Raw genomic sequence first — 21,005 nt, 5'->3', positions numbered from 1 at the left:
TAACCACATGCTGGACGCCCGCCGACGGGGCCGCTGCGGCCGTCCGGGTTTCCTCGACAACGCGCCACGCGGGGTCGAAATCGTTATCGGATGGATGCCATAAGATCCGCACGTGTACCCGACGCACCGCGTGAAGATGGAAGACGTCGCCCGCGCGGCGGGAGTGTCGGTCGCGACCGTGTCCAAGGTGGTCAACGGCCGGTACGGCGTCGCCGAGAGCACGCAGACGAAGGTCCAGGCCGTCGTCGAGGAGCTCGGGTACGAGGCGAGCCTGGGCGCGCGCTCCCTGCGCAGCCACCGGACGAACGTCATCGGCATCCTCGTGGCGGAGTTCGAGCCGTTCAGCACCGAGCTGCTCAAGGGCGCGTCCTCGGCGGTGGGCCCGACGGGCTACGAGCTCCTGGCGTACTCCGGCGGCGGCGCCCCCGGGGCGGACGTCGGCTGGGAGCGGCGCTACCTGTCGCGCCTGTCGGGCACGCTCATCGACGGCGCGATCATCGTCACGCCGACGGTCGTCGAGGCCAACCCCGGGATCCCCGTGGTCGCCGTGGACCCGCACACGGGGCCGACAGGTCTGCCGACGGTCGACTCCGACAGCTTCGGCGGCGCGGTCCTGGCCACCGAGCACCTGCTGGGCCTCGGGCACCGGCGCATCGCCTTCCTGGGCGGCCGGCCCGACCTCGAGTCCTCCCGGCTGCGCGAGGCCGGGTACCGCTCGGCGATGTCGGCGGCCGGGGTCGCCGTCGACGAGTCCCTCGTCGGGGTCGGCGGGTACCGGCGCGAGAGCGCCGACGAGCCGGCGCGGGCCCTCCTGGACCGTCCCGACCCGCCGACGGCCCTGTTCGCGACGAACGACCTGTCCGCGATCCAGGTGCTGGCCGTCGCCCGGGAGCTCGGCCTGTCCGTCCCCGCCGACCTGTCCGTGATCGGCTTCGACAACGTCCCCGAGTCGGTGCTCGCCTCCCCCGCGCTGACGACGATCAACCAGCCGCTGCAGCAGATGGGCGCCGAGGCGCTGCGACTCCTGGTCGACCTCATCGACGGACGCGAGCGGCCCGCGCACGTGCGGCTGCCCACCGAGCTCGTCGTGCGCGCGTCCTGCGCCCCGCCCCGCGCGTGACCGCCGAGCACGTCACCGGCGCCGCGGGCTCCGGCTCCGGTCCGGTCGCCGCGCTGACCTTCGACGACGGCCCGAACGGCGCGACCACGGAGGCGCTGCTGGACTTCCTGCTCGCGCACGACATCCGCGCCGTGTTCTGCGTGATCGGGCGGCAGGTGACCGCACCCGGCGGGGCCGAGGTGCTCCGGCGCATCGTGCGCGAGGGGCACCTGATCGGGAACCACACGACGCGCCACGACGACCTCGGGCAGTGGCCGGCCGACCGCGTCCGGGCCGACCTCGTCGAGAACCTGCGGATCATCCACGAGGCCGCACCCGACGCACCGGTGCCCTACTACCGCGCGCCGTACGGCAGCTGGGGCGTCTCCGCCGAGGTCGCCGTGTCGCTCGGCATGCGACCGCTCGGCGTGCTCAACACCATCGACGACTGGGCCACGCAGGACGTGGGGACGCTGACCGAGAACCTGCGGGCCGCGATGCGTCCCGGTGAGCTGGTGCTCGCGCACGACGGTGGCGGCGACCACCGCAACGGCACGCTCGCCGCGGTCACCGCCGTGGTCACCGAACGGCTCGAGGCGGGCTGGTCGTTCACGCTCCCCGCCGATCAATAGGGTCGAACGCCGCCCCTGCGCTGGCTAGGTTGCGGCGCATGGGCAGGAGGAACTATCTGGTCGAGGGTCTGTCCGGCACCGGGAAGACCTCGGTCGCCGAGGAGCTGCAGCGGCGCGGCCACCACGTCGTCCACGGCGACCGGGAGCTGGCGTACCAGGGCGACCCGGAGACCGGCGAGCCGACGGCGAGCGTCCAGCACGAGCACCACATCTGGGACGTTGGCAGGGTCAGGGCCCTGGTTGCCGACCGCGACAGCGACGCGACGTTCTTCTGCGGGGGCTCCCGGAACTACCCGCAGTTCATCGACCTGTTCGACGCCGTCTTCGTCCTCGAGGTCGATCTCGGCACGCTGAACCGCCGCCTGGACGAGCGTCCCGACGACGAGTGGGGCGGCGGGCTGCCGACGGCGCGCTCACGCATCGAGCGATGGCACGGGACGAGGGAGGGCGTTCCGGCGCACGGCATCGTCATCGACGCCACCGCGCCACTCGAGGACGTGGTGGACGAGATCCTCCGTCGGTGCCGGACCGTGGAGCAGGACCCGCGCAGCCCGCACTAGCTGTGGGAGCGCCCCTGCCACGTGCAGACGCAGGCCTCGTTGCCCTCCTTGTCGGCCAGGACCCAGAACCGTGGCGCGAACCCGTCGTTGACCATGTGCCCGCCGGCCGCGATGGCCGCCTCGATCCGGGCCTGCGCCTCGTCGTGCGGCACCAGCACGTCGAGGTGGATCCGGTTGCGCTGCGGACGGGGCTCGTCCATCTGCTGGAACCAGAAGGTGGGCCCGACACCGGCCGGGTCCGCGAGCTCGCTGTCGTCGCCGACCGGACGCACGTCGTAGGCGAGGACGGCCTGCCAGAACGGTCGGACGCCCGGGATGTCGATCGCGTCGATGGCGATCTCGACCGCCTCGCTCTTGGGCGGCGTGCCCGTCAGGCCCAGCTCGTCGGCCAGGGCGCTGATCGCGGCTGCGAGGTCGACGTCCCGCTGCGTCAGGCCGCCCGCGTCGTGGCTCACGGTCGTCACCGCGACCTCACCCCAGCGCAGCAGCACGTCCGGGTGGTGGTTGGCCGCCTCGGCGGCCTCGGCGACGCGCGCGACGAACGCGGCGGCGGCGGCGAAGTCGTCGGCACCGAACGTCGCCCGCAGCCGACCCCCGATGACGCGCCAGTGCCGCTCGTCCACCCGGTCGGTCACGACGGACCACTTCAGTCGTTCAGCCATGCGCACCACCCTTCCACCGGGCACCGACAACCGCGCGTCAGTGCTGCCGGGCCGCCTCGCCCTGTGTCTCGGCGCCGGCCACGATGTGCCGCGTCACCCACGGCGCCAGCGCGAACATCCCGCCGGCGAACGCGAGGGCGACGAGCCCGATCACGCCGAAGTACAAGGTGTCGCTCACGTCCTCGGTGCTCTGGATCAGCTGCGCGGTGATCGCGTTGCCGGCGGCGGGCGCCAGGAACCACAGCGCCATCGCCTGTCCTCGGAACGCCTTCGGGGCGAGCAGGGTGGTGGCCGCGAGGCCGACCGGCGACAGGCACAGCTCACCGATCGTCTGCACCACGTAGACCACGATCAGCACCCACGCGGGCGCCTTCTCGTCCCCCACCACGGCGGACGCCACCGAGAGGAACACGAAGCTCAGCGCGGCGAACATCAGGCCCAGCGCGAACTTCACCGCCGTGGGTGGCCGGTCGCCGAGCCGCATCCAGAGCCACGCGAAGACCGGCGCCAGGATGATGATCGCCGCCGGGTTGACGGACTGGAAGAACTCGGGCGGGATGGCGATCCCGACGATGTGCAGGTCGGTGCGGTTCTTGGCGAAGGAGGCGAGCGTGTTGGCGGCCTGCTCGAAGATCATCCAGAACAGCATCGCCGCGACGAACAGCGGGATGTAGGCGGTCAGGCGCGAGCGCTCGTGCGACGTGACCTTGGGTGATCGGAACATGACGAAGAAGGTCACGACGGGGGCCGCGAACGCGAGGTAGGAGATCGCGTCGACCATCGTCGCGAGCCCGAAGCCACCCCGCACCCACACGGCGATCGCGACCGCGAGGGCGATGCCGCCCAGGATGAGCAGCGCCAGCCGGACCAGACCGGGCCGGTCGGCCGCGGTGAGCGGGTTGGGCACGGCGTCGCCCGCGCCGCCGAGGTACTTGCGGCCCGCGACGAAGAACACCAGCGCGATGGCCATGCCCACCGCGGCCACGGCGAAGCCCGCGTGGTAGCCACCCCACTCGCGGGCGATGCCGACCAGGAACGGCGCGGCGAGCGAGCCGATGTTGATGCCCATGTAGAAGATCGAGAAGCCCGAGTCGCGGCGCGGGTCGTCGCGGTCGTAGAGCTCGCCCACCATGCTCGACACGTTCGGCTTGAGCAGGCCGGTGCCCAGGGCGACCAGGCAGATGCCGCCGAACGAGAACCCGGTACCCGGGATCGTCAGGAAGACGTGCCCCGCCGCGATGACGATGCCGCCGTAGAGGACCGAGCGGCGGGCGCCGATCATGCGGTCCGCGAGCCAGCCACCGAGCACCGAGAGCAGGTACACGGACGACCCGTAGACGGCGACGAGCGCCTCGCCCGAGGCCTCCTTGATGCCGAGCCCGCCGTCGGCCACCTGGTCGGTCAGGTAGTACAGCAGGATGGCGCGCATGCCGTAGTAGCTGAACCGCTCCCACAGCTCGGTGTTGAAGAGCGTGAACAGCCCGAACGGATGGCCGAAGAACCCGCGGTCGCGCGGCAGGGTGTCCCGCTTCGGAGCCACCTCGTCGATGCCGCTCATCGCTTTACCGTGGCAGGAACCCGCACCGAGCGCGAGACCGCGCGGGCGAGAAACAGCGCCGGTACCGTCGCGGGGTGCCGACGATCCACTGGTTCCGCCGAGACCTGCGCCTCGCGGACAACCCGTCGCTGCTCGCCGCGGTCGAGGCCGCGCGGGTCGACGACGACACGGTGGTGCCGCTGTTCGTCGTCGATCCCACGCTGTGGGCGTCGTCGGGCGCGCCCCGGCTGGCCTACCTCGCGCAGTCCTTGCGCGCGCTCGACGAGTCCCTGGGCGGGCGGCTCGTGGTGCGGAACGGCCGCGCGCGGGACGTGGTTCCCGCCGTGATGGCCGAGGTCGGGGCCGACGCCGTCCACGTCACCGCCGCGACCGAGCCGTACGGGCGTCGTCGCGACGAGGGCCTCCCGCTGATCCGAACCGGATCTCCCTATGCCGTCGGCCCGGGGCTCCTGCAGACCCAGGGCGGAACGCCGTTCCAGGTGTTCACACCGTTCCGCCGAGCGTGGCTGGACCACGGCTGGGCTGCGCCGGCACCCCGACCTACCGGCAGCCCGTGGGCCCACCTGCGCTCGGACGGTCTCCCCGCGGCGGCCACCGATGTCCGCCTGCCCGCCGCGGGCGAGGCGGCGGCCCTGCGACGCTGGCAGGAGTTCCTGCGCGACGGTCTGGCGTCCTACGCGACCGATCGCGACCGCCCGGACCTGGACGGCACCTCGCGCCTGTCCATCCCGCTCAAGTACGGCGAGCTGCACCCGCGCACGCTCCTGGCGGACCTGCCCGCGGGCGACGCCGCGGCGAAGTTCCGCTCGGAGCTGGCCTGGCGCGAGTTCCACGCGGACGTGCTCTGGCACCACCCGCGTGCCGCGCACACCTCGCTGCGCACCGTGGTGCCGGAGGACTCCTGGGCGAGCGGGCGTGCCGAGCTCGCGTCGTTCGCGGCCTGGGCCGAGGGGCGCACGGGCTACCCGATCGTCGACGCCGGCATGCGCCAGCTGCGGGCGCTCGGGTGGATGCACAACCGCGTCCGCATGGTCGTCGCGTCGTTCCTGGTCAAGGACCTGCACGTGCGCTGGCAGCGCGGTGCGGAGCACTTCATGGCGTGGCTCGTCGACGGCGACGTGTCCCAGAACCAGCTGAACTGGCAGTGGGTGGCGGGCACCGGCCGGGACGCCGCGCCGTACTTCCGCGTGTTCAACCCGGTGACCCAGGGCAAGAAGTTCGATCCGTCCGGCGCCTACGTCCGCGCGTGGGTGCCTGAGCTGCGCGGCATCGACGGCCCCGAGGTGCACGAACCGTGGAAGCTGGGCCTGGACGCTCCGGCCGACTATCCGGCCCCGATGGTCGACCACGCGACCGAGCGCAGGGTCGCCCTGGACGACCTCCACCGCGGAGGCTGACGCAGCAGCGAGACCCGGGGCCTGCCTCGGGTCTCGCGGCCGTCTCTCCGTGGTGAGCCGGTCAGCCGGCGCCTACCTGCAGCTGGGTCATGAGGTCCAGGGTGTCTCCGTTGAGCCAGTACTCGACGATCTGCCCGTCGGCCACGCGCAGGATGTCGGTGCCGTGGAAGGTGACGACCGTGCCCGCCGGCGCCCCGGCACCAGGCATCCCGCCCTCGTAGGTGCCGGTCGCCACCCACCGGACCACGACGTAGTCGCCATCGACGATCGGCCCGACCTCGACCGAGAAGGTCAGGTCGGACGCCAGGGAGCGCCCCTGGCTGACGAAGCCCACCATGCCGGAGACCCCGCCGGCGGCGCTGCCGTCCCCGCCGTCGAGCATCGCCGCATGGACGCGGTTGTTCTCCGAGATGATCTCCTCCGCGATCGCGTACTCGCCGTTCCACAGGGCGATCCAGTGCGTGACCAGAGTCGTTGCGGCGTCCCGGGCGGAGCTCGTCGTGCTGGTGCTGGCGTCGTCCATGGTGCTCTCCTTGTGGTGGTGGTGGCGGATGGTCTAGGCGGTGGGGTGCGGGGCGGCGGTGTCGACCCAGTGCGCGAGCCCGACGATGAACCCGCGGACGAGTCGCTCGAAGCTGCGGTCGACGTCGGCGCTCCAGGCGAACGCCCCGGCGGTCTCGTAGGAGACGAACCCGTGCAGCGTGGAGCGGAAGGCTCGGATCGCGTCGACCGCGTCGTCACCCTCCAGGTGGTAGGCCGTCAGGACGTCGGCGATCACCTGGATCGCCGCCAGCGAGACTGCCTCGTCCTCCACGTCGCCCGGAGCGGGCATGAGGTTGGACGCCTCGTACCGCGCGGGGTGCCGGAGCGCCCAGTGCCGGTAGGCGTGGGACATCGCGGAGATCGCGTCGGCACCGGAGCGACCGACCGCGGCTCGCGCCAGCACCTCGCCCAGGTCTCGCTTCGCGTGCACCGCGATGTCGCGGTGCAGCCCCGCCAGCGAGTCGATGTGCTTGTACAGCGAGGGCTGTCGCACGCCCAGCCGGAGCGCGAGCCCGGTCAGCGTGAGGTTGCTCAGGCCGACCTCGTCGGCCATCACGGCGGCTTGCTCGGCCACCCGGTCGCGGTTCAGACCGGCCCTAGCCACGGGCCGGCGTCCCGCAGCAGGTAGTTGTTGTTGCCATTCGGCTAATAAACACCACTAGTTAGCTATAGTCAATAGCCAGTCGCAGCCCGCAGCGAGTCCCGCTAGAGCTATCGGCAGGAACTCGTGACCCCGAGCCTCGGAACGGCTCGCAGTCAGGAAGGGATCTGGGCCGCTCGGTACTCGTCCTCGAGCATGCCCATGATGATCGCGTCGCACCAGCCGTCGCCGTCCCGGTAGGCGTCGCGTTTGCGACCCTCGACGCGGAAGCCGATGTTCTCGTACAGCGACTTGGCGCGGGCGTTGAGGCTCAGCACGTCGAGCTCGACCCGGTGCAGGCCGAGACCGTCGAAGGCGAGCCCGAGCACGAGCTGGATGCCCTCGGTGCCGTAGCCGCGGCCGCGGTACTGCGGACCCATCGCGAGGCGCAGGTTGGCGGACCGGACCACCTCGTCGACCTCGTTCAGCACGATCTCGCCGCGGAACGTGTCGTCGCCCTCGACCGTCACCGCGAAATCGTACCGGCCCTGCGCGGTCGCCCGGCTGGCGCACCAGGCGTCGATCTCCTCGCGCGTGAAGGTGGCCGTCGTCCCCGTCAGGCGGTTGCCCTCGGGGTCGCCGAGCATCTCCCACATCGCGTCCGCGTCGCTCGCGCGGATCGGTCGGAGCACGATCATCTCGCCCTGCAGCGTGGGCTTCTCCATCGTCCGCTCCTCTCGCGTCCGCCGAGACTACGGCGGGTTTGTGGACGTGGTGTTACGACCCGATCCGCTCCAGCAGCAGCTCCCGGACGCGGCCGGCGTCGGCCTGACCGCGCGTGGCCTTCATGACGGCACCGATGATCGCGCCGACCGGACCCAGGTTGCCCGAGCGGATCTTCTCGGCGATGTCCGGCTGCGCGGCGAGCGCGGCGTCGATCGCGTCGAGCAAAGGGCCGTCGTCGGACACGACACCGAGGCCGCGGGCGGCCACGACGTCGGCCGGGTCGCCCTCGCCGGCCAGGACGCCCTCGAGCACCTGACGGGCCAGCTTGTCGTTGATCGCGCCGTCGTCGACCAGCTTCTGCAGCTGGCCGATCTGGGTGGGCGTCACCGGCAGCGCCTCGAGCTCGACGTCCTGCTGCTTGGCCGTGCGGGCCAGCTCGCCCATCCACCACTTGCGCGCGGCGGCCGGGCTGGCGCCCGCGGCGATCGTGGTCTCGATGAGCTCCACGGCGCCGGCGTTGACGACGTCGCGCATTTCGGCGTCGGCGTACTCCCACTCGGTCTGCAGCCGTCGCCTGCGCGCGGCGGGCAGCTCCGGGAGCCCGGCGCGGATCTCCTCGACCCACGCGCGGTCCGGGGCGATCGGGACGAGGTCGGGCTCCGGGAAGTACCGGTAGTCCTCCGCGTCCGACTTCACGCGGCCGGACGCCGTGGTGCCGGTGTCCTCGTGCCAGTGGCGCGTCTCCTGGATGATCGCGACGCCGTCGTCGAGGACGCCCGCCTGGCGGCTGACCTCGTAGCGGACGGCCCGCTCGACCGACCGGAAGGAGTTGACGTTCTTGGTCTCGGTGCGGGTGCCCAGCGGGCTCTGCGGAGTCGGGCGGATGGAGACGTTGACGTCCGCCCGGACGTTGCCGCGCTCCATCTTCGCCTCGGAGACGCCCAGCGCGCGGAAGATGTCCCGCAGCGTCTGCACGTACGCACGGGCGACCTCGGGTGCCCGTGAACCGGCGCCCGTGATCGGCTTGGTGACGATCTCCACCAGCGGGATGCCCGCGCGGTTGTAGTCGACGAGCGAGTACTCGGCACCGTGGATGCGGCCGTCGGCGCCACCGATGTGGGTGTTCTTGCCGGCGTCCTCCTCCATGTGCGCGCGCTCGACCTCGACGCGGAAGATGCTCCCGTCGTCCAGCTCGACGTCGACCCAGCCCTCGTAGGCGATGGGCTCGTCGTACTGGGACGTCTGGAAGTTCTTGGGCACGTCCGGGTAGAAGTAGTTCTTCCGCGCGAACCGGCAGGACTCCGCGATCGAGCAGTTCAGCGCGAGGCCGATGCGGATCGCGTACTCGACGGCGGTGGCGTTGACGGCCGGGAGCGCGCCGGGCAGGCCCAGCGACACGGGCGTGACCTGCGTGTTCGGCTCGGCACCGAACGTCACCTCGGCGCCGTCGAACATCTTGGTGCGCGTGCCGAGCTCGACGTGCACCTCGATGCCGATGACCGTGTCGTAGCGCGCGACGGCGTCGTCGTAGTCCACCAGCGTGCTCATCGTGCGATCTCCAGTTCGGGAGCCTTGGCCAGCAGCGGCCCACCCCAGTTGCTCTCCAGCAGCGCCTCGAGCGCCGCCCCGACCCGGTACAGCCGGTCATCCGCCTTCGCCGGCGCCAGCACCTGGAACCCGACGGGCAGGCCGTCGTCGGACAGGCCGGCCGGCAACGAGAGGCCGGGCACGCCGGCCAGGTTGGCCGGGATCGTCGCGACGTCGTTCAGGTACATCGCCAGCGGGTCGTCGAGCTTCTCGCCGAGCTTGAATGCGGTGGTCGGCGCGGTCGGGGAGACGAGCACGTCGGCCCGCTCGAACGCGGCGGTGAAGTCGCGCTGGATCAGCGTGCGGACCTTCTGCGCCGAGCCGTAGTAGGCGTCGTAGTAGCCCGCGGACAGCGCGTAGGTGCCCAGGATGATGCGGCGCTTGACCTCGTCGCCGAAGCCCTGGCCGCGCGTGGCGGACATGACGCGCTCGGCGGTCGGGTTGTCCTCCGGGACGACCCGCAGGCCGAACCGCATGCCGTCGAACTTCGCCAGGTTGCTGGACGCCTCGCTCGGCATGATCAGGTAGTACGCGCCCAGGGCGTACTCGAAGTGCGGGCAGGAGACCTCGACGATCTGCGCACCCGCGCCGCGCAGGATCTCCAGGGACTCCTGGAACCGCGCGAGGACGCCGGGCTGGTAGCCCTCGCCCTGCAGCTCGGTGATGACGCCGACGCGCACTCCGGTCAGGTCGCCGGACGCGCCCTCGAGAGCCGCGGCGACGAGGCCGGGCAGAGGCTCGTCGATCGACGTGCTGTCGCGGGGGTCGTGACCGCCGATGAGCTCGTGCAGCAGCGCGGCGTCGAGCACGGTGCGCGTGACGGGACCGGCCTGGTCCAGCGAGGACGCCATGGCGATGAGCCCGTACCGGGACACCGAGCCGTAGGTCGGCTTGACGCCGACGGTGCCCGTGACCGCACCCGGCTGACGGATCGAGCCGCCGGTGTCGGTGCCGATCGCCAGCGGTGCCTCGTAGGCCGCGACGGCCGCGGCCGAGCCACCGCCGGAGCCGCCGGGGATCCGGTCGAGGTCCCACGGGTTGTGCGTGTTGCCGTACGCGGAGTGCTCCGTCGAGGAGCCCATCGCGAACTCGTCCATGTTGGTCTTGCCCAGGATCGGCAGACCGGCGGCCTTGATCCTCTCGACGAGGGTCGCGTCGTACGGCGGGACCCAGCCCTCGAGGATCTTCGAGCCGGCCGTCGTCGGCAGACCCTTGGTGACGACGACGTCCTTGACCGCGATCGGGACGCCCGCCAGCACGTGGAGGTCCTCCCCCGCGGCGCGGCGCGCGTCGACGTCGGCCGCGACCGCGAGGGCCTCGTCGCCGGACACGTGCAGGAAGGCGTGCACCGCGTGCTCGACGTCGGCGATCCGGTCGAGGTGCGCCTGGGTCGCCTCGACGCTCGAGACGTCCTTGGCGGCGAGGCGCTCGGCCAGCGCCGAGGCGGACAGCCGCGTCAGGTCAGCGCTGCTCACGCGTCCTCCCCCAGGATCTGCGGGACCGCGAACTTGCCGTCGATCGACGCCGGCGCGGACGCCAGCACCAGGTCCCGGTCCACCGGGGCCTCGGGCACGTCGGCGCGGAACACGTTGGTCAGCGGCAGGGGGTGGCTGGTGGCCGGCACGTCGGACGTGGCGATCTCGCTCACGCGTGCGACCGACTCGACGATGACGTCGAGCTCGCCCGCGAGGCGGTCGAGCTCCGCCGGCGTCAGGTCGATCCGTGCCAGGCCCGCCACGCGCGCGACCTCGTCGCGAGAGAGGGTGGACATGCTCCGAAGTCTAGACGGGTCGGCTCACCCGCTCCCCCCACCCCTCAGTCGCGTCCGGCCGACGTCCCCGCGCCCGCCCCGACCGTCGACGCGCCGTCGGCGGCCGCCTGCAGCGCGGCGACGTCGATCTTGGTCATCGTGAACATGGCGTTCAGGGCGCGGTTGGCGCGCTCGGGGTCGGGGTCGGAGATGAGCTCGGGCAGGGCCTCGGGGATCACTTGCCAGGACAGCCCCCACCGGTCCGTCAGCCACCCGCAGGGACCCGGGGTGCCCCCTCCCTCGAGGAGCGCGTCCCACACGCGGTCGGTCTCCTGCTGGTCGGGGACGATGATCTGCAGCGAGAAGGCGTCGGAGTGCGGGTGCCCGGGTCCGCCGTTGAGCGCCTGGATCTCGAGCCCGTCGAGCACGAAGGTCACGTTGATCGCCGGACCGGCCGGCTGCGGCGCGTCCGCGTTGAAGCGGGCGACGGAGACGATGCGGGAGTTGGGGAAGATCGACACGTAGCGCTCGGCGGCCTGCTCCGCCTCGTCGTCGAACCACAGGAACGGCGTGATGGACATCTCGGTACCTCCGGTGTGTGCGACGCGTGGCCCGGTGCCCGCGCCGTCGTTCACGAGGAGGTCGGAGCCGCCGCGACGTTCTCGACACCGACGACCGAGAAAGTTCTCCGGGTCAGCCGCCCACCGCGGCGGTCACCAGGGCCAGCACAGCCTGGGCGTACGCGTCGGCGGCGTCGTCGGCCGAGAAGACCTGCTCAGGACGGCCGGCGAGCTCGACGAGCACCTGGTAGCCCCCGAAGGTCGAGCGCGCCAGGCTGCGGAACGTGCCGCCCAGGAGCTCGCGCAGCTGGTCCTCGCGCGGCAGCCACAGCGCGTCCTCCTGGCGCACCGAGTCGAGCGCCCACTCGGTCGTCCCGTTGAAACCCAGGACCGTGCCGGTCGGGTACTCGCGCGGCTCGACCACCATGTCCGCGATCGTGAACACCTGGTCCTCGAGCACGCGGACCGCGAACGCGTCCCCGGGCCGCGGGTGCCAGGTCAGTCCGGCCCCGTGCAGCTGTTCGGCACGCGCGACGCTGATCATGTGATCCACCTCCGACGGGACACGCCGACCATCACGATGCCGCCGCCCAGCAGGACGAACGCGAGGATCGCCCAGGCGAGGGCGTCCGTGCCGGTGGCCGACAGCGTCGAGTCGTCGGGTGCGACGACCGTGGCGTCGTCCTGCACGTAGACCGGGACGCAGTCGGGGCACAGCGGCTGTCCGCCGGTCGCGGTCGCGACGTTGACGACGCTCGTTCCCGGCGGCGCGGTCAGGGTCGTCTGCACCCGGACGGACGGCGCGGACTGGCTGACCGCGAGCGACGCCGAGTACGTGCAGGTCACGGCGTTCGACACCGCGTTGCAGGTCCAGCCGACTCCCGTGGCGCTCACGTACGTCAGGCCGACGGGCAGCTGGTCGGTCACTGTCACCGGTGCGGTGGTCGCGTTGGGCCCGAGGTTGGTGACGGTGAGGTCGAACACCGGCTGCGTGCCCGGGATGCCGACGACGTCCTTGACGATCGCCAGCTTCGACAGCCCGAGGACGTCCACGTCGTCGGTCGCGGTGTTGTTGTCCGGGTCGAGGTCCTCGGCGTCGGTGCCCACCGTGACCGCGTTGGTCACGCTCGGGTAGGCGTCGGCCTGCACCGAGACCACCAGGGTGATCGTGACCGGCGTGGCGATGGTGACGCCGTCCGCGAGCACGCACGTGACCGTCTGACCGGCCGCGGTGCACGTCGCGCCCGGTCCGCTCGCCGACACGAACGTCGTGCCGGCCGGGAGGGTGTCGGTCACCGTGACGGGACCGGGGTCGTCGGTGGGGCCCGCGTTGCTGACGAGCATCGCCCAGGCGCCGCTGCTCCCGACCACGAAGTCCGCCGCGTGGGTCTTGGTGATCGAGAGGTCGACCTGCGCCGGGACTCCGAGGTCGTCCGTGGCGATGTTGTCGTCCCGGTTGTCGCCGTCCGTGCTCGTGTCGACGTCGGCGATGTTCCGGACCGTCGGGAACGCCTCGGGGCCGACCGTGACGACGAGGTCGATCTGGGGTGCGAACCGGTTGGCGGGCAGCGGCAGGTCGTACGCGCACCGGACCACGGTGAGGATCGTGGTGCAGGTCCAGTCGGTTCCGGTCGCCGAGACGTAGGTCAGGCCTCGCGGCAGCGGGTCGTTGACGACGACGTCCTGGGCGTCCGACGGGCCGGCGTTGAACACGGTGAGGTGGAACGTCACGTCGTCGCCGACCCGGACCGCGCCGGTGTGGGTCTTGAGGATGCGTACGTCGGCCGCCTGCTGCACGAGCACGGGGTCGGTCGTCGTGTTGTTGCCGGGGTCGGGATCGGTCGTCGGGGAGTCGACGGTCGCCGTGTTGAGCACGGGTCCCGCGGACGCGGACGGGTCGATCTGCGTCGTGACCACGAGGTCCGGCGCCGTCGCACCCGCGGCCAGCGACGTGACGCCGTCCAGGTCGCAGACGACGGTCGTGCCGGCACCGTTCGGTGTGCACGTCCAGGGTCCCGACGAGGAGACGTAGGTGAACCCGGGCGGCAGCGTGTCCGTGACCTCGATCGGCGCCAGGGCGTCGGAGGGCCCGTTGTTGGTGACGACGATCGTGAACGGGACCTCCTGGCCGGCGTCGAACCGACCGGCCGGGTGCGACTTGGTGATCGCGAGGTCGGCCGCGGCGGCCACCGAGATCGACTCGTCGTCCTGGTTGTTGCTCGGGTCGGTGTCCGTGGTCGCCGTCCCGACGACCGCGGTGTTGGTGAGCGTCGTCCCGTCGAGCACGTCGGCCCCGATCTGCCCGGTCACCGTGATGACGCTGGTGTTCACGGGCGATGCGACGGGCGCGGCGAGGACGGGACGGTCACAGACGATCTCGGTCGTCGACACCACGCAGGTCCAGCCCGGACCCGATCCGCTCACCCCGCTCATCCCCGGCGGCAGGGTGTCGACGACGTGCAGGTCGTCGGCGAACGACGGGCCGGCGTTCCCGACCGTGAGGGTGTACGTCACCTGGGTGCCCGCGAGATACGGTGCCGGGCTCGTGACGGTCTTCACCACGCTCACGTCGGCCTCGTCGCGCACGATCACCGGGTCGCTCGCGTCGTTGTTGCTCAGGTCCGGGTCCGCCTGCGGCCCGTCCACCGACGCCTGGTTGACGATGATCGACGGCCCGGCGTCCGCGTGGACGAACGCGGTGAGAGTGATCGGCTCGGCGAGCGCCGGCGAGCCGGGCGTACCGCCGGCGATGCCGTCCGGCGTCGTGCACGTGACCACCTGGTCGACGGCGGAGCACGTCCATCCGACGCCGGTCGCCGAGACGTAGTCGACGTCGTCGGGCAGTCCGTCCGCGACCGTGATCGGCCCGACCGTCGCCGACGGGCCGAGGTTCGACACCTGGAGGGTCCAGACGACGTTCGCTCCGGCGTCGACCGGCCCGGTGTGCGACTTGTCCAGAGCGAGGTCCGAGATCGAGCTGAAGGACGTGTCGTCCGTGTCGGTGTTGTTGACGGGGTTCGGGTCCGGCGTCGGCGAGTCGACGGTCGCGGTGTTCTCGAACGAGCCGGCGCCGGCGGCCGGGTCCACGTCGACGACGATGCTCACGGTCGTCGACGCGTTCAGGGCCAGCGACCCGGCCAGGGTGCAGGTCACCAGCTGGCCGGCCGCCGAGCAGGTCCACGTCCCCGTGGGGTCGACCGTCGAGGCGAACGTCAGGTCGTCGGGCAGCGTGTCCGTGATCGTGACGGGTGCGGCGGCGTCGGAGGGTCCGTTGTTCACGACGGCGAACGTGTACGTGCCCTGGGTGCCCGGCGTGAACGCGCCCGTGTGCGTCTTCTGGATGGCGAGGTCGGCGGAGGTCGTGATCGTCAACGGGCTCGTCGCGGTGTTGTTCGCGGGCACCGGGTCGGGCGTGGTCCCCGTCACGGTCGCCGAGTTGGTGAGGGTCCCGGTCAGGCCGGACGAGATGTGGGCGACCACGAGGATCTGCGGCGCGACCGCACCCGAGGCCAGCACCGTGGACCGCGTGCAGCTGAACGTCTGCCCGACCGGCGGGGCGCAGGACCATCCGACGCCGACCGCCGAGACGAACGTCGTGCCGGCCGGCAGCGTGTCGCTCACCGTGATGGTCGGCTGCGAGTCCGAGGGCCCGTTGTTGTGCACGCCGATGGTCCACGCGGTGTCCTGCCCCGCGACCCCCGGACCCGCATGGGTCTTGGTGATCGCCAGGTCGGCGCTCGTCGTGATCGTGACCGCGTCGGTCGTGGAGTTGTTCGCGGTGTTCGCGTCGTACGTCCGGGCGTTCGCCGTCGCGCCGTTGGTGAACGTCGTGCCGCTGGGCGTCGCGGCGGGGATCGACGTCACCACGGTGATCACCGGGAAGGACGCGCCCGAGGCCAGGGTCCCCGGCGGGGTCGTCCGCGCACAGCTGACGACGCCCGAGACGGGCGCACCGCAGGTCCAGCCGGTTCCCGACGCGGAGACGAAGCCCGTGCCCGGGGGCAGGGTGTCGGTCACCGTGAACGGGCCGACGGCGGGATCCGCGCCGTTGTTGCGCACGGTCAGGGTCCATCGGGCGTTGGCGCCCGCCACGACCGGCGACGCGTGCGTCTTGGTGACCTGGACGTCGGCCGAGTCGATGCGCGTCTGGGCGGTCACCTGGCCGTTGTCGTACGGGCCGTCGAGGTTCCCCGTGGCACCGGTGGCGTCCTCACCGATCGTGCGGGCCTGGTTGAGCTGCGGCACCGTCGAACCGACGTTGGGCAGGACCGCGGTCGTGGGCCGCAGCTGGAACGTCATGCTGGCGCTCTGACCCGGCTGCAGGGTGCCCAGGTCCGACCACACCGCGACCCCGAGGGCGACCAGCGGGTCGGCGTGCGCGGACGTGGTGCCTGTCGCGGCCGTCAGCTGCGAGCTGCCCGGGACGTACTCCCAGCCCGCCGGGAGCGTGTCGGTGATGTCGATGCCGAACGCCGGCGCCGTCCCGGTGTTCGTGGTCGCGACGCGCCAGGTGAAGGGCGAGCCGATGTAGGCGGGGGCCGGCGACACGGCGGTCTTGACGGTCGTCAGCTGCGGGAACGCGGGCACGACCTGCGCGGTCGCGCTGGGTCCGCTGTAGACACGCCCGCCCGACTCGAGCGACTCGTAGTTGGTGACGGTCACCGTGTTCACCAGCGGTGTCGCGTCGATGTCCTCGGACGGCGCGAGCGTCGCCTCGTAGGTCACCGTGACGTCGGCGCCGGGGGGGTAGGCGATGGCCAGGCCGCGCGTGTCCCACGTGATCAGGCCACCACCACGGACCGGGTCGTCCCCGGTCAGCACGCCGCCGAACGCGATGCTGTCGGGGTCGACCACGACGCCCACGGGCACGACGTCCTGCAGGACCCCGTTCCACGAGTCGCTCGAGGTGGGGTCGGGCGAGTTGTGCGCGGTGATCGTGTACTCGAACGAGTCGGCCGGACCGGGCGTCGCGTCGCTGACCGCCTTGTCGACCGTCACCTGCGGCTCGATGACGGTCACCGTCGCGCTCGCCGACGGCCCGGTCGTGTCGAACGGCGCGTCGGCCGACTGCGGGTCGTCGTTCGGGCTGTCGGGGCTGACGTTCCACGCGGTGTGCGCCGTGTTGGTCAGGGTGACGCCGGCGACGTTCCCCGGCACGTCGGCGATCTTGCCGGTGTAGGTGACCGAGACGATGCGGATGTCGACGCTCGGCGGGAGGTCGCCGTAGTTCCAGGCGACGAGGGTCGAGCCTCCCGGCCCGGCGGCGTCGTTCAGCCGGACCGGCACGATCGTGCAGTCCGTCGCCGGGGTGGTCAGCACCTGGCACCCGTAGTCCGTGATGGCGACGTCGTCCACACCCGCCGGCAGGTGGTCGACGAGGGTGGCGTCGAAGTAGGTGGTGTTCGGTGAGATCTCGACGTCCACCCGCCAGGTGACCTCCTGGCCGATGGTCGCCCGGTCCGGGGTGACCGACTTGGTGATGTCCGCACCGACGATCGGCACCGTCGACGACGCGGTGTCGGTGACCACGCGCTCGTCCGGGTTGTCGGGGTCGGTCGGGCTCGCCTTGCCGTCGTCGAGCGTGGACCCCGAGAGCGTCACGTTGTTGACGTACGTCGTCCCGGCGATCGCGTCGAGCGGCACGATCGCCGTGTAGGTGCGCGTCGCCGTGGCCCCGGGCTCGATCGTGCCGACGTTCCAGACGAGCGCGGTCGTGCCCGCGACGCAGCCGTTGGCCGTACCACCCGCCGCCGGCGCCGCACCGGGGTCGGCGCCGTAGGCGTCGAAGATCATTCCCGCGGGCAGGCAGTCGACGAGGAACGTGTCGTGCAGCGGCGTGCGCGTGGCGCCCGAGCCGTCCGTGTTCACGTTCCGCGCACTCACCGTGTATGCGACGGTGGTGCCGCCGGGGACAGGCCCGTCGGAGTCGTTCGCCTTCGTCACGTCCGGGCGCGGCTGGCGGACCGTGATGGTCCACGACGCCGTGGCCGGCGGCAGTGCCGAGCCGCCGAGGGTCTCCAGGCTGACGAACCGGGCGGTGTTGATCACCTGCAGGTTGTTCTGCGCCGTGCTCATCGCGGCGCCCGTGACCTGGGCCGGCAGGACCACCTCGAACCGCTGGTCCACCGCGGTCGCGTTGTTGTACGTGGACGGGAACGTCACCGTGCCCGTGTCCGGGTCGATCGTGACCCCCGCCGGGACCGGCGCGGTCGCCGCGCTGTCGGCGTCCGGGTGGTACGTCAGCGTGGCCGGTCCGACCTGCACGAAGCCCGTCGGCAGCGGGTCCTGCAGCACACCGTCGTACGCCGCCGTACCCGCGAGGATCCGCACCCCGTAGGTGTAGGTGACGAGCTCCCCGATCGTCGCCTCGTTCTCGAGGTCGTTGTTCGTCTCGACGACCGACGTCGTCGCGGACTTGTCGACCTCGGGCCCGGGGACCCGCACGTTCGACGGGTCGGAGGCGGCCGGGGCGTCCCACTGTGTCGGGAGGACCGCCAGGTTCACGTTCTGCCGGGGGTAGAACGTGACCGTGCCGCCACCCGGGACGTTGGTCAGCGCCTGGTAGCTGCTCACGTAGGCCGTGTCGGTGTAGACCGTCCCGACGCCCGCCGGGTCGGGGATCGTGGTGTCGTAGAGGATCGACTGCGTCGCGCCCGGCCCGATGCCCTGGCCCGACAGGTCCGGCTGCGTGCCGTCGATCGGGAACGTGACTCGCAGCAGGCTCAGGTCGGCCGAACCCAGGAACGCGGGGTGCCCGGGCTCGCCCGGGTCGGTGCAGACGACGGTCGGCGGCACGGCCTGCGCAGGCTCGTACCGCACCGTGCTCTCGTCGATGTCGTCGCAGGTGAGCTGGACGGGCAGCTTGTCCCAGACGTCCAGCGCGCCGACCTCGTAGCCGTTGGCGGTACCCGCAACGCCGCCGTTGGTCAGGTCGATCCGGAAGGTGGCGACGGAGCCGGCACGCACCTCGGAGCCGTCGACGTTGCTGTTCGCGGGGTTCGGGCCGCTGGCGGGTGCGTCGACCGACTCGACGCCCTTGACCACCTGGACGGGCGGGACCGGCGCCCCCTGCATGACGAGGCTGTCGCGGAGCGTCTCGGTGATGCCCGCGGAGTTCTCCGCCCGCAGCTTCATGAGGTTCGACCGGGTCAGCGCCGTCGTGCCCGGCGCGGCCCTCGTCACGTTCGCCTGGATCACCACCGCGAACACGGCGCCCGGGTCGACGAACCGGTTGCCCGCCGGTCCGGGCGTGCCGATCAGGAACTGCACCGCGCTCGTGCTCGAGGTCACCGTGAACGGAGCATCGGCGTTCGTGGCCGCGGCGGTCGCCGACCCGTTCACGTACGTCATGCCGGGGGGCAGGAAGTCCGTGACCTGAGGATTGCGCGTCTCGGTCAGGGGCGAGAAGTTGGCCGTCAGCAGGTAGCACACGCGGTCACCCTTGAGGAACAGGGTCTCCTCGGGCGCGAACGCTGCCGGCTCGCCGTAGACGCCGGCGTCCGTCGGGCACGTGCCACCCGAGATCGAGCGCGGCGCGATGAGCTTGTCGATCGACTCCGAGCCGGTGGTCAGGGTCCACTCGGACTCGTCCTCCACCGTCACGGTGCCCGTCTCGCCCGTGCCGGCGACCGGGGTGGTCGTCGCCGTGAGGGACGCGTCGTTGGTGAACGAGTCGCCCGTCGCCGTCGCCTGCCCGACCAGCGCGCCACCCAGGTAGGTGGGCAGCATCGCGGCCGAGTAGGAGACCGTCGTCGTCGCGTCAGGCCCCTCGGCCAGCGCGTCGAACGTGATGTCGAAGGTGCCGTCGACGTTGAACGTGGCCGTCGCGATCGGCACGGACGGCGCCGGTGCGCGCCCGCCGTCGCACAAGGGGTTGGCGCCGGGCGAGTAGTTCGTCCCCGGACCGCCGAGCGGGCAGGTGCCGTTGGGAAGCGTGTCGGCCAGGACGATGTCGGCGGCGCTCACGTACTCGCTGGACTCGACGGTGAGGGTGTAGCGCACCGTGCCGCCGGAGAGGAACTCCGAGCGGTCGGCGGTCTTGCGCATCCGGACGTCCTCGATCGAGACCGTCAGCGTGTCGGAGGCCGAGACCGTCGCCGGGACGCCGGGTGCCGTCGTGCCCTGGAAGGTGCCGGTCACCTGGGCGACGTTCGTCGCGCCGAGCTCCGTGGCGGTCTCGCGGGTCGACGCGCCCGTGTTGTTGTCGAGGTTGGCGGTCTGGAGCAGCCCGCCCGGAGCCGGGTCCGGGAACATGACGTTGGCGCGCAGCGGGACTCCGGCCGCGTACCGGAGCGTGAAGGTGCTCGACGCCGCGATGTCCGGGATCGACCACTCCACGCGCGTGTAGACGCCCGGCGGGTAGGTGGTCGTGCCGTTCGGCGGCGGGTCCTGGACCGTCGTCACCGACGTCGGGGTCAGGCAGTCGGCCGGCGTCGGCGTCGCGGTCAGCGAGGGCGCACCCGGGAACTCCGGGGTCGCCGAGTTGTCCACGCCACCGCAGCCGAGGTACTCCAGCCGCGCGGGGATGTAGTCGGTCACGACGAGCCCGGTGCTGCCCGCCGCCGGGGCGGACTCGATCGTGAGCGAGTACACGGTGTCGTTGTCGTGAACCCCGCGCAGCAGCTCGCCCTCGGGGCTCGGTTCGTCCTTGGTGATCTGGAGCGCCGAGATGAGGGTCGTCGTCGGGTTGGAGGTCGCGGTCTCGGTCGCGGTGCCGGGCACGAGAACGCCGAGCTCGTCGAACTCCGGCGCGACGAACGGATCGGTGCTGCTGTAGACGTCGGCCGTGTTCTCGACGGTGGTGCCCACCGGGTAGACCACCGGGTCGGGCATCACCTGGAACGTCAGGGTCGTCGCGCCGTTCACCGACAGGTCCGTGACGTTGGTCCACGTCAGCGTCGTCATGCCGGTGTCGGGGTCGGTCCACTGCACCGGGTCGCCGGCGCCCGCTGGAGTCGTCGAGCCGCCGACGTAGGTCACGTCCGACGGGATGACGTCACGGAACGCGAGGTTGTACTCCGGCGCCGCGTCCGGGTTGCTCGGCGGGTTCGTGGCCGTGAGCGTGAAGGTGATCGGCTGCCCCGCCAGGACCTCGCCGGGTGCGTCCTTGGACAGCAGGATCCCGGGTGCCGCGACGGCCGCAGTGATCGGCCCGAACAGCACCGCGACGAGCGCGAGAACGCAGGTCAGCACCGACGCACGCACCCACGGAGCACGTACGTCCTGGACCGCGTGGGCGCCAGTCATCCTCGTATGGTGCCTGATTCCGTGCTGTTCGGCCCCATTTGACCGGATCTCACCCGCGACAACACCTGCCTCACCCGTCACACGTGACCCATCATTCATTCACGA

At 71.7% G+C, this 21,005-nt stretch carries 15 protein-coding genes; 4 read left to right on the top strand and 11 right to left on the bottom strand.

The genetic code is table 11. The annotated features are described in order from the left end of the window. Positions 1–136: 136 nt before the first annotated feature. The 3 genes from AC1DUE_RS06530 to AC1DUE_RS06520 are packed head-to-tail and all read left to right on the top strand — an operon-like array spanning position 137 to position 2,291. Entirely contained in the window at positions 137–1,120 is a 984-nt protein-coding gene (locus tag AC1DUE_RS06530; protein WP_477038826.1) for a LacI family DNA-binding transcriptional regulator, read from the top strand. Then, positions 1,117–1,731 carry a polysaccharide deacetylase family protein gene (locus AC1DUE_RS06525; protein WP_477038593.1) on the top strand — a complete coding sequence of 205 codons (615 nt, stop codon included), beginning with the start codon at positions 1,117–1,119 and terminating at the stop codon, positions 1,729–1,731. Before AC1DUE_RS06530 ends, AC1DUE_RS06525 begins: the two co-directional genes overlap by 4 nt. Positions 1,732–1,769: 38 nt before the next feature. Beyond that, complete coding sequence (locus AC1DUE_RS06520; RefSeq protein WP_477038592.1) at positions 1,770–2,291, top strand: AAA family ATPase; 522 nt, start codon at positions 1,770–1,772, stop codon at positions 2,289–2,291. Here the strand turns inward: AC1DUE_RS06520 and AC1DUE_RS06515 are convergent. Together AC1DUE_RS06515 and AC1DUE_RS06510 are read right to left on the bottom strand one after the other, a co-directional pair. After that, entirely contained in the window at positions 2,288–2,953 is a 666-nt protein-coding gene (locus tag AC1DUE_RS06515) for a 4a-hydroxytetrahydrobiopterin dehydratase (RefSeq protein WP_477038591.1), read from the bottom strand. The two genes, AC1DUE_RS06520 and AC1DUE_RS06515, sit on opposite strands and share 4 nt — an antisense overlap. 37 nt (positions 2,954–2,990) lie before the next feature. Continuing rightward, positions 2,991–4,511 carry a peptide MFS transporter gene (locus tag AC1DUE_RS06510; protein ID WP_477038590.1) on the bottom strand — a complete coding sequence of 507 codons (1,521 nt, stop codon included), beginning with the start codon at positions 4,509–4,511 and terminating at the stop codon, positions 2,991–2,993. 74 nt (positions 4,512–4,585) lie between these two features. Here AC1DUE_RS06510 and AC1DUE_RS06505 point away from each other — a divergent pair, with 74 nt between their 5' ends. Next, a complete protein-coding gene (locus tag AC1DUE_RS06505) occupies positions 4,586–5,908 on the top strand; it encodes a cryptochrome/photolyase family protein (protein WP_477038589.1) in 1,323 nt (440 codons plus the stop codon). 61 nt (positions 5,909–5,969) lie between these two features. Here the strand turns inward: AC1DUE_RS06505 and AC1DUE_RS06500 are convergent, their stop codons facing one another. The 9 genes from AC1DUE_RS06500 to AC1DUE_RS06460 all read right to left on the bottom strand — a co-directional run bounded on the left by AC1DUE_RS06500 (position 5,970) and on the right by AC1DUE_RS06460 (position 20,900). Then, positions 5,970–6,431: an ester cyclase gene (locus AC1DUE_RS06500; RefSeq protein ID WP_477038588.1), complete on the bottom strand. Its 462-nt coding sequence runs from the start codon at positions 6,429–6,431 to the stop codon at positions 5,970–5,972. Positions 6,432–6,464: 33 nt separating this feature from the next. Next, positions 6,465–7,025, bottom strand: a complete 561-nt coding sequence (locus AC1DUE_RS06495) for a TetR/AcrR family transcriptional regulator (protein ID WP_477038587.1) — start codon at positions 7,023–7,025, stop codon at positions 6,465–6,467. A gap of 182 nt (positions 7,026–7,207) precedes the next feature. Then, a complete protein-coding gene (locus AC1DUE_RS06490) occupies positions 7,208–7,756 on the bottom strand; it encodes a GNAT family N-acetyltransferase (RefSeq protein ID WP_477038586.1) in 549 nt (182 codons plus the stop codon). Positions 7,757–7,808: 52 nt separating this feature from the next. Beyond that, a complete protein-coding gene (gene gatB, locus AC1DUE_RS06485; protein ID WP_477038585.1) occupies positions 7,809–9,305 on the bottom strand; it encodes an Asp-tRNA(Asn)/Glu-tRNA(Gln) amidotransferase subunit GatB in 1,497 nt (498 codons plus the stop codon). Further along, on the bottom strand, positions 9,302–10,819 hold the full coding sequence (gene gatA / locus AC1DUE_RS06480; protein ID WP_477038584.1) for an Asp-tRNA(Asn)/Glu-tRNA(Gln) amidotransferase subunit GatA: 1,518 nt from the start codon (positions 10,817–10,819) through the stop codon (positions 9,302–9,304). Before gatA ends, gatB begins: the two co-directional genes overlap by 4 nt. Next, positions 10,816–11,115 (bottom strand): Asp-tRNA(Asn)/Glu-tRNA(Gln) amidotransferase subunit GatC, encoded by a 300-nt coding sequence (gene gatC, locus AC1DUE_RS06475; protein WP_477038583.1) that lies wholly within the window; start codon positions 11,113–11,115, stop codon positions 10,816–10,818. Before gatC ends, gatA begins: the two co-directional genes overlap by 4 nt. A gap of 44 nt (positions 11,116–11,159) precedes the next feature. Next, the gene (locus AC1DUE_RS06470; RefSeq protein WP_477038582.1) at positions 11,160–11,675 is read right to left on the bottom strand and encodes a VOC family protein; all 516 of its coding nucleotides are present in this window, start codon (positions 11,673–11,675) and stop codon (positions 11,160–11,162) included. A gap of 112 nt (positions 11,676–11,787) precedes the next feature. Continuing rightward, the gene (locus tag AC1DUE_RS06465; protein ID WP_477038581.1) at positions 11,788–12,198 is read right to left on the bottom strand and encodes a pilus assembly protein CpaE; all 411 of its coding nucleotides are present in this window, start codon (positions 12,196–12,198) and stop codon (positions 11,788–11,790) included. After that, a complete protein-coding gene (locus AC1DUE_RS06460) occupies positions 12,195–20,900 on the bottom strand; it encodes a hypothetical protein (protein WP_477038580.1) in 8,706 nt (2,901 codons plus the stop codon). Before AC1DUE_RS06460 ends, AC1DUE_RS06465 begins: the two co-directional genes overlap by 4 nt. Between the last annotated feature and the right edge of the window lie 105 nt (positions 20,901–21,005).

It is taken from the genome of Cellulomonas sp. P4_A2, from assembly GCF_056402515.1.
Note: the sequence above shows the minus strand (reverse complement) of the source record. Positions and strands in the feature narration are given on the sequence as shown.

Excerpts from the sequence above, each read along its gene's own strand:
- AC1DUE_RS06490 (WP_477038586.1), bottom strand. The coding sequence starts at position 7,756 with ATGGAGAAGCCCACGCTGCAGGGCGAGATGATCGTGCTCCGACCGATC.
- AC1DUE_RS06530 (WP_477038826.1), top strand. The coding sequence starts at position 137 with ATGGAAGACGTCGCCCGCGCGGCGGGAGTGTCGGTCGCGACCGTGTCC.
- AC1DUE_RS06465 (WP_477038581.1), bottom strand. The coding sequence starts at position 12,198 with ATGATCAGCGTCGCGCGTGCCGAACAGCTGCACGGGGCCGGACTGACC.
- AC1DUE_RS06500 (WP_477038588.1), bottom strand. The coding sequence starts at position 6,431 with ATGGACGACGCCAGCACCAGCACGACGAGCTCCGCCCGGGACGCCGCA.
- AC1DUE_RS06470 (WP_477038582.1), bottom strand. The coding sequence starts at position 11,675 with ATGTCCATCACGCCGTTCCTGTGGTTCGACGACGAGGCGGAGCAGGCC.
- AC1DUE_RS06520 (WP_477038592.1), top strand. The coding sequence starts at position 1,770 with ATGGGCAGGAGGAACTATCTGGTCGAGGGTCTGTCCGGCACCGGGAAG.
- gatB (WP_477038585.1), bottom strand. The coding sequence starts at position 9,305 with ATGAGCACGCTGGTGGACTACGACGACGCCGTCGCGCGCTACGACACG.
- AC1DUE_RS06510 (WP_477038590.1), bottom strand. The coding sequence starts at position 4,511 with ATGAGCGGCATCGACGAGGTGGCTCCGAAGCGGGACACCCTGCCGCGC.
- AC1DUE_RS06515 (WP_477038591.1), bottom strand. The coding sequence starts at position 2,953 with ATGGCTGAACGACTGAAGTGGTCCGTCGTGACCGACCGGGTGGACGAG.
- gatC (WP_477038583.1), bottom strand. The coding sequence starts at position 11,115 with ATGTCCACCCTCTCTCGCGACGAGGTCGCGCGCGTGGCGGGCCTGGCA.
- AC1DUE_RS06460 (WP_477038580.1), bottom strand. The coding sequence starts at position 20,900 with ATGACTGGCGCCCACGCGGTCCAGGACGTACGTGCTCCGTGGGTGCGT.